Here is a 15,822-nt window from a genome sequence, read left to right on the forward strand (position 1 = left end):
TCTAATCTTCATTATTGTGTTTGAATAACCCCTTGATGGACAGCCTTCACTTGTTCTTTTAACATATAATAGCCTAGCTCAGCCATTTCTATATCAAATTCTGCTTGTTTAACTGACAAATTTGACTGCTGATATTGATGCTCAGATAGTAGACCAGCTTCAAATTGTAGTTTATATTGTTCGGAATCTCTTTTTGCATACTCAAGGTCTCTCTTTTTATCTACTAGATTTTGGGACGCCTTTTCTAGGTCATAATTAAGTGTTTTGATGCTCTCTTTTAAGTCAAGCTTCAACTGTCTTATATTTTCCTTTTCCACTTCAACGGCAATTTCTGCCTGCTTTATTTTATATACACTCGCATCTTCTTGACTTACTAAGTCATCTAAATCTAACTCTGCAAGTGATAAATTCTGCTGGGCTTTTTTATATGAATACGAATTTTCTATTAGTTTATTGATGTCCTTTTCTTTTACACTCACCACAATGGAGCTATTTTCTATATCCTTAAGTTGAATGTCCGGGTTATATTCAACATCGATATCAAGCAGAAGCTTGGCTAAATCTCTTTGGTAATCCTTTTTGGCCCAATTTAGAGACGTTTTTTGCTTCTCAAGCTCACGTTTATTTTGTTCCAATTCGTATGCTGAAGAGATACCGAATTCAACTTTTTTCTCTAATACATTCACATTTTTTTCCGTTTGCGCAACAGATGCTTCCATTAAATCAATCTGTTGCTTTGAAGATAACAAAGCAGTATAAGAGGAAGTTAACATCATTTTAACCATCTGCTGGGCTTCCTTCGTCTCAAAAGTCAATTGAAGCTCACCAACTTCTAGTTTTTTTAGAGCAAGCTGCAGCTGGTCAATCGCATCTTCTAAAGCCTCGACTTGAGCGTTAATGGCTTGCATTGCTTGGATATATCCACTTTTAGTTTGTTCAAGCTGACTAACAGCGATTGAAGTTTCTAGTTTTTGAAGCTTTAACTGTAACAGTGTACTTTGTTTCACTAAATCATCAATTGAATCTTTTTCATCTGTTTCATCAACTGAGTCTTTTTCATCTTGTTCATCTGCTTCTGACCCTGTTTCCAAATCAGAAATTTGTTTTTCAATTTCCGCCAACACTTCATGTAATCCGGTAATCTTTTCATTAATATCAGCTAAATTTATTTTCGGTACACTAGAATTAGCTTCATCTATATCATCATCTAAATCTTGAATATCTTTTTCCATATCTTTTTGCTGGTTATCCATAACCTGCATTTGATACTCCAGCAATAACAGCATAGAATTTCGCTCTAATCCACGTTCTATCACATCATCAATGGACAAAGCAGATAGTTTTTTCACTTCTGCTGATTCTTCCTGTTGTTGATCTGCAGCATATGCGTATACAGTCGGCTGAAGCGATGATAAAGCCAATCCTGCAGCCACCATAAAAGCTAATTTCTTCATAAGAATATCCCCTCTCACTCCTGAAACATTTCATATATGTTAACTCTACCAACTACGGAAATGTTTTCTATTCTCTCATTATATCATAATAATTTTTGCTAGATAAATAGGGTATAATAATTTTAATATAGAAGGAAAGTGCACGCTCGAAGATAATTTTTTATTTGTATTGTCACAGGAAAGCATGTTTGTGACATTGCTATGAATGTTTTATCTTGGAAAAAGAATAGAGAGAAGCGAAGTGCTTTCTTTTTCCTAACAAGAAAAGATCTACATGGTACTTTTTATAAAATTAGAGACATATATCAGAATAAGGGAAAAGAAAATGAGTTAGGAATAACATGACAGATGAATTCAATAATGGGGTGGAAAATAATGGAGTGGTTTGGCGACAGCAATCGATCATTCAATTTTCATATGTTTTCCCAAAGCCATTTGATTATAATAGCTATTTTTATACTAGTTACAGTCGTTATTTTTCTATATAGACATAAAATGAACACTGCCCACTGGAGAAAAATTGAAATCAGTACCGCCATTTCATTAATCTTGTTCGAGATCACCTATCACACATGGATGCATACAAATTCTCTATGGAAACTTAGAAGCTCCCTCCCGTTAGAACTATGTAATATCAGCCTTATCTTGTGTGTCATTTTACTCTTAACTAAGAAAAAATTTGTCTTTGAGATATTATTTTTCACTGCTTTACTCGGCGCTTCACAGGCTATCTTTACACCTGCCTTATCATACGGCTTTCCACACTTTCGATTTTTCCACTTCTTCTATACGCATATCATGGTCGTTTGGGTGACCTTATATTTTACGTGGGTAAAAGGGTATTATCCAACTTTTCGCTCTGTTATCAAATTAATTGTCTTTATCAATCTTCTATTACCGGTCATCTTGTTCGTTAATAAAAAGACAAACGGCAACTACTGGTTCTTACGCCACAAGCCTGAAGGTCCAAGTCTTTTTGACGTGCTAGGGCCTTATCCCTGGTATATTTTTTCATTGGAGGGGTTATTAGTTGGGCTAAGCTTGATCACTTGGATTATTTTCCGAAAGCAAGCTAAGGTGCATCATAAGGACCGTTCACGGTCCCCATTGTTGTGATTGTGAATGGTAACCCCTAAAATATAAAAAGCTTTGTAGAAATTAAAATTGTCTACAGAGCTTTTCTGGTTCCGAAAATCTATATAAATCTGTACATTGACCACAGAATAAATAGATATTTTGAGTCATTCGCTCCTTACCGAAAAGCAAGGTCTTAGTTGGGTCAATTTGCTGCTGCACAGTCCAAAAGCACGACTGCCATATACAAGCGTATCCTACAACCGTTTGGTGAAACTAAAAATCAAAGTAAGACTAAGTAGGTCATCTTCACCTTCCCGAAAGATAAAAGGTCCCTTTCCTATAAAAGCATCTAGTTTCTTTATGATGAACAACTAAAAAACTGATTACACTAAAGCCACTTTCATTACCTTTCCTTCTCTTTCCCAACGGCAAAGCGTATCAATGGTTACGCCTATTTCTTCGGCTACTTTTCCAATAGGTAACTTCATTGCTGAATTCCTCCATACATTAACTAATTCCAATATAATAAAAACTATTTTAAACCTCTACTAATTCTTCCGACAAACTTTGAGTGGTGACAGTAGAACCGGATACCAAAGAATAATCCAATATCATCAGTGACGACAATTCAGGCTGCACTGTGACCAAACCCCATTGTACTACTTAAAAGTAAAGATAACAGAAATACTTTTGACATATACAAGAAAAATATTAACCAAGATTTAATTATTGTAAATTATTTAAATATTTCGTCGAATTCATTGAAATATTTATTTTTTTGAATATACTATAAATTAAATATTGATTTCAGAGCATTTTTTATTTTTATTGTTCGTTATAAAGAACTATAATTTTTATTACAGTTGGAAGGGTCGAGGTAAATGAATGAAAACAAATCCAAAAGAGCCTAAAAAATTTATATTTTTCGAGAGATCCGGAAGGAGATGGAGGTATTCAAAGTTTAGTTTTAATCTAATTCTAGTAGTGGCAATTATCTTCATACTTTTCATTGCAAAAGGATTATTTGACAGACCCCAATTGGCTGAGCTGGATATGAATAACAGCAATATTAAACCAATAAATAACCCCGTTCCCCATTCGGATTCCTCGGATGGAAAAGAGCTTTCCTTTGATTCAATTGCAATACCGCAACAAGAAACGAAACCAAAGATTTTTACTTTTTATCAGTCCCAACACTATTCCAATACAGAGAATCTGGTTTCTCTTAAGAAAAATATTCACTCCATCGATGTTCTTATCCCTGATTGGCTTTATTTCAACAAAGATGGGAGTATTGTAGAAAAATCGGAAGCAAGAATTGATTACTTAGTAAGGGAAAGCGGTGTACAAATTGTCCCATCTATTACACTCGATCAAAATAGCACAGCCGATGATGTTCATAACTGGCTTTCAAATCCCCAAACTCAAGATCAAATGAGTCAAAACCTGTTAAATGTTATTAAAACAAATGGCTACCAAGGCGTCCATTTAAATTTTGAGGATGTACACTGGGAAGATAAAGATCTTTATAATCAGTTTGTTACAAAGTTATATCATTCTTTTCATAATTCCGGATTACTGCTTACATTATTTGTTCGCTTAGGCGATGATACATACGATACAAAGTTACTTTCTGATGTATCAGATCATTTAATTGTCAAAGCATTTGATCAACATATTGAGCAAGGCGAGCCTGGTCCTTTAGCATCGTTTCAATGGACACAGGATTTGATTAGTCAATACAGCGGAGCAAAAGAAAAATTAGTATTATGTTTAGCTAACTATGGATATGACTGGAATGTAACGACAGGTGAACCTGCAGCACCACACCATTTCTCAACACTGATGGAGATGATTAGCAGAGAAAATCTCAAAGTACAGTGGAATGATCAATTTTTATCCCCTTATGTTCGTTATAAAGAACTAGGAGAGGAACATTTAATTTGGTTTTTAGACGCAGCCACTTTTTATAATCAATGGGAAATTGCACAAAGCCATCAAATTCCATCCATAGGAATTTGGAACATTGGTTCAGAAGATCCAACTATTTGGAGATTGTTATCAGGTAAAATAGCTAATCCATTAAATTTAGAAAAAATCCCAAACCGTGTAGCTGCCGCAATTGAAGGAACCGGAGATTTTTTGAAAGTGAATAAAACAGAAACAGAAGGAGAGCGAAAATTCGAGCTTGACCATCATTTAATAAAAAGAGAAATCTATGAAAAGTACCCTACTCCCTATCTGCTGAAACAATATGGAGTGGATGAAAAAAAGGTTGCCATTTCTTTTGATGATGGACCGAATCCAAAATATACAGGGAAAATTTTAGAGATTTTAAATAAGCATGATGTAAAAGCAGCATTTTTTCTCATTGGTCAAAATGCCTCCATGTATCCCGAACTAACCAAAAGAATATATAAAGAAGGACATGAAATTGGCAGCCATACGTTTACTCATACGGATGTAATGTCTATTTCAGATAAAACATTAGAGTTTGAGCTAAATTCTACCCAACGTGTCATACAAGGGATTACAGGGCATTCAGTGGTTATGTTTCGTCCTCCATTCCTTTCACTCTACGAAGAACATTATGACCTCCCATCGAAGGAAGTATTTAATAAGATTCTTAAAGTTCAAGAGTTAGGATACACAGTAGTTAGTTCTTCAATAGACCCTAAGGATTGGAACGGAAAATCTGCAAACGAAATATATGAAAATACAATAGAAAATGTTCACAATGGTCAAATTATTCTTTTACATGATTCAGGCGGGGATCGTACCCCAACTATTGAGGCACTCCCGAAAATTATTAGATGGTTAAAAGCTAATGGATATTCGATTGTTCCTGTTAGTGAATTAGTTGGGCTAGAACGAAGCGTAGTTATGCCGACTGTTCAAGAAACAGAGAAATCCATGACACCAGTGTATTTATATGGTTCAACCTTCAATGCCGCATTGATCAAATCAATTAAGATTTTCCTATTCCTATTAATAGTGATCGGTCTGTTCCGTCTAGCTATGCTGCTCTTTTTCAGCCTAAAACAAAAAAGGAAAAGTGAGCATCGTGTTTACGAAAATTCTTACCAGCCTTTCGTTAGCATTCTAATCGCCGCTTACAACGAAGATAAAGTAATAGGAAAAACCATTCAGTCAATCATGAACAGCCGCTATCCTCAATTTGAACTCATCATTGTTGATGATGGGTCAACGGATCAAACGGCGAACATAGTGGAAACAGAATGTAATAAGTATTCAAACATGCGTTTACTAAAAAAAGCAAATGGAGGGAAAGCCTCCGCACTGAATCTTGGAATTCAGAATGCTTCAGCCGAAATTATTGTTACGTTAGATGCAGATACAGTCATTGCTGAGGACACGATTTCTATGATCATTAGGCATTTTATAGATTCAAGTGTCGGTGCTGTCGCAGGAAATGTAAAGATCGGGAATCGCAAAAATCTTCTTACTTGGTGGCAGCATATTGAATATGTAACGGGGTTTAACTTAGAGAAACGAGCATTTGATGAGCTAGATAGTATTACAGTTGTTCCAGGAGCTATTGGTGCTTGGAGAAAAAGCGCAATGATGGAGATTGGTTTATTCGAGGAAGACACATTAGCGGAAGATACAGATGCCACGATGAAATTATTACGTAAGGGCTACAAAATTAGAAGTGAAGTGAAGGCATTAGCCTATACTGAGGCACCAGAAGATATTAAAAGTTTTATTAAGCAGCGATATCGCTGGACTTTTGGTATTCTGCAATGCTTATGGAAGCATAGGGAGGCATTATTTGATAAGAAAAATAAAAAACTTGGGTTCATTGCCATGCCAAACATGCTTTTTCAATATATCTTGCTGGCAGCTGCTCCACTCGCAGATATTATTCTTATACTTGCGCTCACTTCTAGTCATATGTTTGTCGCTTATTTTTATTTGGCGTTTTTATTGGTAGATATCTTGATTTCAGCCTATTCTTTTAGTTTAGAAAAGGAAAAGAAAAAGCCATTATTAACACTATTTATTCAGCGTGTAGTGTACCGCCAATTTTTCACCTATGTTGTATGGAAATCATTTTTATTTGCTATCAAAGGCCAGCTGATGGGTTGGAATAAATTACAACGTACAGGTAATGTACTGCAAACAGAATTGGAAGAGAAACAAAAAAAGAATGCCAGTTTTGGTGCATAATCGAAGAGAGCGAAAGAAGAGGAATTTTAAGTGGTCATTCAGAAGGTGAAAAAAATATTAATCATTTTAGTACCGCTAGCGCTCATTTTTACAGTATTGCTTTATAAAAACTTTCAAAGAAATACTCCAATCTCAGATGATAACCCGGAGGTAGAAGAAAAGAAAAAAGATATGACCAATTCAAGTAATGACTCAGAAGAACAACAAGAAGTGCATAGAGACATCATCTTTCCAGATGATGTCTCTATGAAACAAAGAAAAAGTGATATTAGGTATGCTTATGAACTGTGGAAAGAACAGTACGTTAAACAGATTGAGGGAAATCAGTATTATGTGTCATATGATAATGATCATAATACTGTTTCTGAAGCTCATGGCTATGGAATGTTAATTATGGTCATGATGGAGGAACAGTTTGGCATCAAAACCAAGAACTTTTTTGATGGGATGTTTCGATATGCAAAGAACCATCCTTCTGATCGTAACGATTCTTTTATGGTTTGGAGACAGTTTCGACAAGATGATGGGTCAATGAAAGATGACAAAAATGGAAAATTTACCGGATCGGCCACGGATGGTGATATGGATATCGCCTATGCATTACTGATTGCTGATCAGCTCTGGGGAAGCGATGGGAACATTAACTATAAGCAAGAGGCAATTTGGATTATCAACGCATTGATGGACTCTATTGTCAACCACGATGAGTGGACATTAAAGCTTGGAGACTGGGTAAAAGATGAGGATCCGAAATATGGTACAGCCTCTAGAACATCCGATTGGATGGTTGGTCATATAGCTGCATTTTATGAAGTAACAGGTGATGAAAGGTGGAAAAAGGTTTTGGATACGATGATCGAACTGACGACGAGTATTCAAGATCATCTTAGTTCTGAAACTGGATTATTGCCTGAATTTATTTGGAAACAAGAAGACGAATGGGTTCCTGTAGATTCCTATTTTCTTGAAGGGGAAAAAGACCCGTATTATTGGTATAATGCCTGCCGGGTACCATGGAGATTAGCCGCTGGATACTATCTTACGAAGGATAAGCAAGTAAAACGTCAATTAGAAAAAGTGAACTCATGGATCATCGAAGAAACACAAAGTAATCCCTCTTCTATTAAGGCTGGTTATGATTTGGATGGATATCCTCTGGTATCCTACTCAGATATTGCTTTTATAGCTCCTTTTGCGGCAAGCGCTTCAATAGATGCAGAGAATCAAGAGTGGCTGAATCTTTTGTGGGGGAAAATGACAGAGGACCTGGGTCCAAATGAAACTAGTAAGTACTACAGTGATAGTATTCGGCTGTTGGTAATGCTCTTTATGGAAGAAGCAGGAGAAATGGAGTAACTTTTGTAAAAGGAAGATTCTATTTTAGGAGATGTATACTATGGAAAGAAAAAAATTAGAATTAATACAGTTTTCTCGGGCACTCGTTCCCTTCTTGGTTATGCTATTTCATTTATCAGGGACAATGATGGCATATTTTGACTATAATTTATTAGGATTTTCATTTATTCCGATTTCAGGTGGTGTGAATTACTTTTTTGCTTTATCTGGATTTATGATGTATTACATATACCGCGGAAGGATAGGTCAGATGCATCAGTTAAAAAGTTTCTTGTTCAATCGATTTATCCGAGTTTATCCACTTTACTGGCTTTTAACTTGCTTATTTTTATTTGTATTATTTCTTAATCCAGATTTTAGTGTGGGTCATGAGACAGATATTGACACACTGATCACTTCATTTCTGCTTATCCAAAGTCCAACAGAACTCGAACCAGTACTCAACGTCGCATGGTCATTAGTTCATACTGTATTTTTTTATTTCGTTTTTTCATTATTGTTCTTCTCTAAAGTGAATATTTCAAGAGTGATTATCACAATCTGGGCGTTGCTAACGATTGCTTTTTCCTTAGGCTACCTTTATATCGATCACTATTTAATTCGATTTTTCTTTAATCAGTATAACTTAATTTTCTTAGCGGGAATTTTCTGTGCTTATTGCATTACGCATTTTAAAATGAATGTAAAAGTATCAATTCTCCTGATTATCATTGGTGGAATGGGCTTTCCAGTCATATGGTTAAACTCTATTCACTCATTTATTCCTATCAGCTTTGATATGGGAACTGGATTAGCTTCAGCACTTATTATTCTAGGGCTTGGATCGGTAGATATGCAAAAGGATATGAACATCCCTAGAATTTTTAATTATATAGGAAATGCTGCTTTCTCCATTTACCTATCCCATAATTTTGCACTGGATTTATTATCAGAATTAATTAGCCAACTTTCTGTTTATGATTATCTAGGTGGCTGGTTAACAAGTATGGTCCTTCTGTTTTTAATGCTGTCGATAGGCTGTCTAGTCCATTCATTTATTGAAAAACCACTTGTTCAACTAATTAAAAAAGGAATATTTGAGAAAAGGAATTCCCTATTCGACCCAGTCAAGAAAACTGTATAATTTAGCAAACAATCTGCGGATAGCGTTCTAACTATTCGCTTTTTTTGATAGGATGAAGATAAAGACACGTTGAATCATCAGAAGCTTTTGGATACAGGTTGAATAATAGGTTGTGATTTAGTAATCCTTTGTGAATATTTGCTTTAACTTTTAACGTTGTGAAACAAGCTGGTCCGAGAAGTGCCAGTTCTAGTTCTTAACAGAACCTATTTTGTCAGCGAAATATGACAACCGTCCAAGACTGCTGAAAAAGTGTTCATGTCGACAAGTTGGTCTGTCCCATCATCAATATCTAATAAATAAAGTAAGCTGGTTAGCTACATATTGTAGGTAACCAGCTTACTTTTCTTTTTAAAAGGACTTTTTCAGCAGTCTCGAACTACCCCCATGCTGCTTTTAGACTTCAACCGTAACTGCTTTATTTGCAATGACTCTATCTTCAGTATCAAGTACTTTGAATAATATAGTGCCATGATCCCCAGCAGCTACATCTACACCAACGATAGCATCAAAGTCATGATCAGCAATCTCTCCAATAATCGTCATCACCACACGCCCTACTTCAAAGTCACCATCTGTTGCTACAAATGAGCCATCTGCATTTTTATCCACATAAAGAGCGCCTACTGTACCGGTATTGTTCTTTATGTCAAGACGCACTGGCTGAGTGACAGACTTAGTTAATTTTATACCAGAAATAACGGGATCATTTGCAGACTCTATATATGATAAGAAGTCTTCATAATTTAATGTTTGAGCATAAATGGCTGTCTCCACATTTTTTAATTCAGCCTCAACTACTTCATATCCAACCTTTTCCACAATCATATCGAGAGTTGCTAGAATATTTCCGTTATCCTTATTTCTTACAATAATGGTTGCTCTACCAGCTTTATTTCCAGCTTCTACAACTATATATCCTTTACCTGCATAATAAGACGTAGCAGCCAACACACCGACATTTGAAACATAAGTCTCAACCGTATAATTAGATACTTCAGGCTTAGCTAGTTCAACACCATCCGAATTGAAAGCTCGAAGATCAATCTTTAGGAACTTATCACCTTTTGCATCAAGTATGGCATCAGTAGAAATTTTATCCCTAGCAATCGTAGCATGAATCGCTTCATTAACTTTTGTTACATCACTATCACTAATTGTCGTATCAACTTCCAGCTCATATTTAGATAATGTTCCATTTTCTGTTACAGATACTTTGACTAAGGTTGTTCCAATTTTAACATTAGCTGCATCACGGAATATAATAGTGGCGGAACCCGTGTCTTTTCCTTCCACTTTTAGAACTGCCTCACCATCTTCGCCAGATGAATGGCTAAGTGATGCATTTACTTTCTCATTATTAATGACTACTAAAGCCACATTAACACCACTAGTGATAGCCATGGGATCTCCATACTGATCTAATAGAGTAACTTTAGTTGTTTTTTCACCATTTTTAACTACAATTAGTTCTGTTTTTTCTGTATCAATGGTAGTTGCTTCACGTTCACCATTAGTAACAGTGAAAGTCTTAGTGAGAATAGCTCCACCATAAGTTACCGTAATTGTTGCTGTACCAGGTCCTTGAGCTGTTAGTACTTCATTTCCGTTTTCATCTTTCATTACTGATACTACAGACACATCAGATGACTTAACAGTGAATCCTCCAGTTACCACATCTTCATCAGAACCTGATTTTACAGTGACATCAGTGAATTGAGCCTTTTCACCAGTCATAAGCATTGTGCTATTTTGTTTAAATGTAGTAGTAAGGTTTACTAATTTAGCTGCAGTGATTGAATCAACCACAAGGTCAAGGTTTTTAATCTTAATTTCTGTTAACTCTGAAATAATCACTTCAGCACCTTTTATTACCTTCACCCTTACATAGAACTCTTGTCCAGAGACAGGTATAAACAGATTAGTATTTAATTTACCGGTTGAGTTAGATTCAAATAAATCATTTGTTACATTCTTTGTAGCACTTTTATTTGAAAAGGCTTCGAATTGGACAATATAACCAGCAAGGATTAATTCTTGAGCCGTAGCTTTAGTACCGTTAACCTTAATCGCAACAAATTGGCCTACGGTATCATCATCATAAGCAGCTTCATCTACAGTAACTGTATCAAGCTCTAGCTTGTAAGTTACGTCGAATGAAACCTCTTGAACTGTTACTTTCGCAGTTTGATCAATAAGGAGTTCAGAAGAAAGCTTTACAATTGCATGTTTCCCATCAGCAGATGAACTGATATCCATTACAGTGTTATTTTCTACAGAAATATCCTCTATTTTTAATTGTTTTAAACCAACACCTGTGATTTTTAAAGTGTTAGCGTTAACCGCACTTATACTCTCTATAGAAAGAGGTACTACAGCTTGATCTGCTCTTAATAAGAACTTAGCAAAGTCACCGCGTTTTGCGTTATTGTGTGTTCCGAATGTTGTTTCAGTCGTTCCATTTGTGATTCTAGCTGCGACTAATGCCGAAACCGCTCTTTCATATCGATCCGCTACATCAGTAAAAGCTAATTCACCTATATCTGCTTCAAGATCAAAACCTCTTTGTAACCAGATGGCAAGCTCTCCACGAGTGATTGGTTGCTGAGAGGCGAAAGTCGTTTCTGTTTTGCCATCAGTAATTCCAACTGCTTTAAGTGCATTGACTTGTTTTACTGCACGTTGCGGAACATCTGTAAAACCAGCATCTGGAGCTTCATCAACGTCAAGATCAAGAACGTTAGCAACCATAACCGCTGCATCCACACGCTTAATATTCTCATAAGTTCCAAAAGTAGTTTCGGATAAACCTTTGATTCCTTTCGAAACAAGAAAATCTACCGCTTCTTTATAGCTGGCCGAGACATCCTTGAAACCTGCTGCAAAACCTGTGGCAGACACAGCTACTATCGCAGCAGTTAGTATACCTGCAATAATTTTACGGTAAAGTTTTAATCGTTTAATCATGAAGGAATCCTCCCTCCATTTGTTTCACGGTTTATTCTCTTAGATTAAAAAGGAAGATTTCATCGTCAAAATCTATTTAGTTATAATCAATATACATTTCAATTCTCTATATCTATTCTATTATAACAAGGATAATTACCTGTTTCTTTGGTACTATATTGTGAATTACCCAGTATTTTGGGTCCATTTCCATTCCCTTCATTTTATTTTACTTTTTCCTTTCATGTGGCATGGGTGGAACTTTTTTAGCTAGCTGTTACTTCTGCCTTTACGGTTCGGAACTCGCACCTAGAGATTGTATCCATGCCCGGGCGCACATAAAAAAGCCCTGCAGAGATTTTTAACTGTATCCTTTGTAAAGGACATTTAAAAAAGCTTAGGCAACTTGTTGAAGCTGCTGTCCGTATTTTACAAGCGGCAGTTTTTTTAAAATTCCATTGACCTTGATAATAATTGTACTAAATCATATCACTCTTTATTTCTCGTTTTACTTCTTCTAATGTTTCGCACTCCTTAATATGTGTCTCATCCATTTACCATCTAACGGACGTCCTGAATTCGTTTTACATGTATCTTGTAAACACCATCTGCTCCAGCTTTACGATAAGCTGCACGCCAGCGTTTCCCACAATTAAATGACGCTTAAATTCATCTGTATACATAATTGCTTTTTCACTTGCATCCTGTACATTAGGATTACATTTTAATTGTTCTTGTTCTTCTTTAGTAAAGTATATTTTAGTCATTTCACATCTTTTCTCTCATCATAAACAAAAGTACCTTATAAGATGGACTTTTTTCAAAGTGTCTATCTTATAAGGTACAGTTTAAAAAGCTTTATAGTGATACAAAGTTTTTTGAATAATTTAGTTAGGTATTTCCACTTCACTTGTTTTTCCCAGTTGTTCCTCGTCTTTCTTCTTGAAAATAATGGTGCTAGTAGCTAGGAAAGCAGCGAAGAAAGTAATCAAACCGATTAGTAGTAAGGAGAAAATATCTCCTTCTATTGCGGAAAGACCATTCCCCTTTATTAATACATGACGAATGCCATCTAAATAATAAGTCAGCGGCAAGGCATGTGATAGCGTGACTAGGAAATCAGGCATTCCTTCAAATGGCCATGTAAAACCAGACAACACGAAAGATGGGACGGCAACAAGCATCGTTGCCTGTGTCGCAGCAAGCTGTGTTTTGGCAAATAAACTGGCCAAATAGCCTACCCCTAATACCCCAAATGTGAAACTGCAGGATAACAAAACAAGCGGCAAGACTGTTCCTTCCATCGGCAGCTTAAACCAATATAAACAAATGAGTAACGTAGTTAGTGTATTAATCAAATTAACAATGAAATAGGGAATGATCTTAGCAAAGGCTAATCTCCAGGGCATTGATTTCCAGACCGCAAAAGATTCCCATACTCCCGCTTCCTTCTCTCGAGTGATTGTTAACGACACCCCTAAAAACAATACCTGCTGTAAGATTGTACCAATTAATCCATACACCATAAAGTCACTGTAATTAGAAGTAGGATTATATAAGATCCTTGCTCTGTAAGGAATTTGAGAGAAAGTCGCCTTGATTTCCTCATCTTGCAATCCCTGCTGCTGAAGCTTTGTTTGTGATATCCCATAGCTGAACGTACTAACAATCGTATTGGCTGCCCTGCTAGTGGTATTAGTCACAATCATATTGCTCCCATCAATCATCGTGACGATTGGAAGGTCCTCTCCTTGTAACAGACGTTTATAGAAGTTTTCTGGTATGACTATTCCAACCTTTATATCACCAATTGCCAAAGCCTCTTCCAATTCCTTTTCATCTTGCATATAGTCGGTAATATGAAAGGTTTCACTTTCATCAAAGGCTTGTATGATTTGCCTGCTTAATTGACTGTTATCATGATCAATGACAACGGTATTGACTTCCTTTAGCTGATTCCCGGAATAAGAATATCCAAACAAAAAGGTATACATAAGCGGAACTAAAAATAGCAGCCCAATCGTTTGCGGATTCTTTAAAATATACATCCATTCCCGGTGCAGGACATCCCAAACTTTACTTTCCATTTTGTTCACCTGAAACACCCAGCCATTTGACCGTCATCCCTGTTTTGACATCCTTTGGAAGGCTTGTATATTTTACTTTCACACTAAAGGAACGAATGTCGGTATCATCCATATTTTGTGTAGCCTTTTGAACAGCAAAATCAGCAGAGGGTGAGATCGATACCACTTCGCCTTTGATCCTTTTCCCTGTGGCACTTAAGCTCAATTGAACCGTATCACCTACTTGTATATCGGAAATCTCTGTTTCTGGAAAATAAAACTTCGACCATCTTTCTTTCTCTTGTTCGAGTGTAAAGACAGGAAAGCCCGCATTCACAAGCTCGCCAACTTCAGCTGCTTTCGCTTTAATGATTCCATCAGCCGGCGCAATTAATTGTGTATAAGATAAATACACATTTGCTTCTGCCAAGGCTGCTTCTGCTTGTGATTTGCCGGATGCTGCTGTCGACACGGCTCCGGCAGCCTGCTCTATACCGGCTTCTGCCGCTTTTACCTCGCTTTGCCGTACGGATACTTCAGCTTGTGAAGCGACCGCGAGTTCATAGGCTGCCTTTGCCTGCTCTACTTGTGCCTCTGCTGCCTGAACTTCTTCCTCCCGCGGACCTTGGACAGCCAATTCATATTGCTGTTTCGCTACTTCATATTTTCCATTCGCTTCTTGATAACTCGTATTAGCCTTATCAACCTCTGCCTGTGAGATTAACCCTTGTTCTAATAAACTTTGCAGCCGCTCCAAATTTACTTTTGCCACTTTTTGAATTTCTTCAGCAGCTTTCATTTGACTTTCTGCTTGCTTGATCTCTTCTGGACGGGCCCCATTTTTTAAGGCGGTTAACTTGGCTTCTGCTGCCTTTATCGCTGCTTCTGCCTGTGCAACTTGCTTTTCAGCTGTTTCCGCTGTGACATTCACCGCGGCCTTTCCCTGTTCTTTTTTCGCTTCTGCAGTGGATTGTGCCGCTTTTGCTTGACTGATCTGTCCATCTGCAACACCTAAAGCAGCCTCTGCTTGCGATACCTTCGCTTCTAGTTCATCATTTTGTAAGATTCCAATTACCTGTCCTTTTGTAACGATATCTCCCTCATCTACTAGAAGTTCTTCAATCCTGCCCGCTAACTTGAAACTCACTTTGCTTTCATTTCCTTCGATGTAAGCGGTTGGTTGTCGATCTGTGCTCGATTTTCCTTCAGCTTCTCCTTTACCTATAAGAAAAAAACCACCAACAATTAGTCCTGCCATAATAGACAAAACCAAAATAAGTCTTGTTTTAACCATTCTATATCCCCCTGCTTTTTAATCATATAAAACCAAATGACCAAAAATGAATTTTAGTTTTGATGAAGAGAATATACCACATTTCCCCCCACCACACTAGTAAATTTTTTTATCGATTGGGCCTTTTGACTTCGACAGGGAATTCCCTTTTTTATTAAGCCCTGTTAAACCATCATGTTGATAGGTAAGCAGTTTTCATTTACTTTCCAAAAATGACTCTACTACGAAAAGAAATATTCTCGAGAGGATGAATCGCCCTGCTAACATACGATTTTCGATACGAAACTTTAACATAACCTTCATTTGAGATAAACT

General features: G+C 36.7%; 10 protein-coding genes. 4 read left to right on the forward strand and 6 right to left on the reverse strand.

The window, feature by feature from the left end; translation table 11 throughout:
* Positions 1–11: 11 nt before the first annotated feature.
* On the reverse strand, positions 12–1,454 hold the full coding sequence (locus tag F4V44_RS22905; RefSeq protein ID WP_150442338.1) for a TolC family protein: 1,443 nt from the start codon (positions 1,452–1,454) through the stop codon (positions 12–14).
* A 375-nt stretch (positions 1,455–1,829) separates the two neighbouring features.
* On the opposite strand from F4V44_RS22905, the gene F4V44_RS22910 reads away from it, so the two are divergent.
* On the forward strand, positions 1,830–2,570 hold the full coding sequence (locus F4V44_RS22910) for a YwaF family protein (protein ID WP_150442339.1): 741 nt from the start codon (positions 1,830–1,832) through the stop codon (positions 2,568–2,570).
* 344 nt (positions 2,571–2,914) lie between these two features.
* On the opposite strand, the gene F4V44_RS22915 is transcribed toward F4V44_RS22910, so the two are convergent.
* Entirely contained in the window at positions 2,915–3,019 is a 105-nt protein-coding gene (locus F4V44_RS22915) for a MerR family transcriptional regulator (protein WP_150442340.1), read from the reverse strand.
* Between the two features lie 397 nt (positions 3,020–3,416).
* On the opposite strand from F4V44_RS22915, the gene F4V44_RS22920 reads away from it, so the two are divergent.
* The 3 genes from F4V44_RS22920 to F4V44_RS22930 are packed head-to-tail and all read left to right on the forward strand — an operon-like array spanning position 3,417 to position 9,201.
* A complete protein-coding gene (locus F4V44_RS22920; RefSeq protein WP_150442341.1) occupies positions 3,417–6,722 on the forward strand; it encodes a polysaccharide deacetylase family protein in 3,306 nt (1,101 codons plus the stop codon).
* Between the two features lie 30 nt (positions 6,723–6,752).
* Entirely contained in the window at positions 6,753–8,078 is a 1,326-nt protein-coding gene (locus F4V44_RS22925) for a glycosyl hydrolase family 8 (RefSeq protein WP_150442342.1), read from the forward strand.
* A gap of 40 nt (positions 8,079–8,118) precedes the next feature.
* Positions 8,119–9,201: an acyltransferase family protein gene (locus F4V44_RS22930; RefSeq protein WP_191090819.1), complete on the forward strand. Its 1,083-nt coding sequence runs from the start codon at positions 8,119–8,121 to the stop codon at positions 9,199–9,201.
* A 396-nt stretch (positions 9,202–9,597) separates the two neighbouring features.
* Here the strand turns inward: F4V44_RS22930 and F4V44_RS22935 are convergent, their stop codons facing one another.
* The 4 genes from F4V44_RS22935 to F4V44_RS22950 all read right to left on the reverse strand — a co-directional run bounded on the left by F4V44_RS22935 (position 9,598) and on the right by F4V44_RS22950 (position 15,507).
* The gene (locus F4V44_RS22935; protein ID WP_150442344.1) at positions 9,598–12,168 is read right to left on the reverse strand and encodes an S-layer homology domain-containing protein; all 2,571 of its coding nucleotides are present in this window, start codon (positions 12,166–12,168) and stop codon (positions 9,598–9,600) included.
* Between the two features lie 563 nt (positions 12,169–12,731).
* Positions 12,732–12,914, reverse strand: coding sequence for a hypothetical protein (locus F4V44_RS22940; RefSeq protein ID WP_150442345.1), 183 nt, complete (start codon positions 12,912–12,914; stop codon positions 12,732–12,734).
* A gap of 120 nt (positions 12,915–13,034) precedes the next feature.
* The gene (locus F4V44_RS22945) at positions 13,035–14,234 is read right to left on the reverse strand and encodes an ABC transporter permease (protein WP_150442346.1); all 1,200 of its coding nucleotides are present in this window, start codon (positions 14,232–14,234) and stop codon (positions 13,035–13,037) included.
* Positions 14,224–15,507 (reverse strand): HlyD family secretion protein, encoded by a 1,284-nt coding sequence (locus tag F4V44_RS22950; RefSeq protein WP_150442347.1) that lies wholly within the window; start codon positions 15,505–15,507, stop codon positions 14,224–14,226. The genes F4V44_RS22945 and F4V44_RS22950 overlap by 11 nt, the downstream gene beginning before the upstream one ends.
* Positions 15,508–15,822 lie beyond the last annotated feature (315 nt).

It is taken from the genome of Niallia endozanthoxylica (assembly GCF_008710145.1).
GTDB lineage: Bacteria > Bacillota > Bacilli > Bacillales > Cytobacillaceae > Bacillus_BD > Bacillus_BD endozanthoxylica.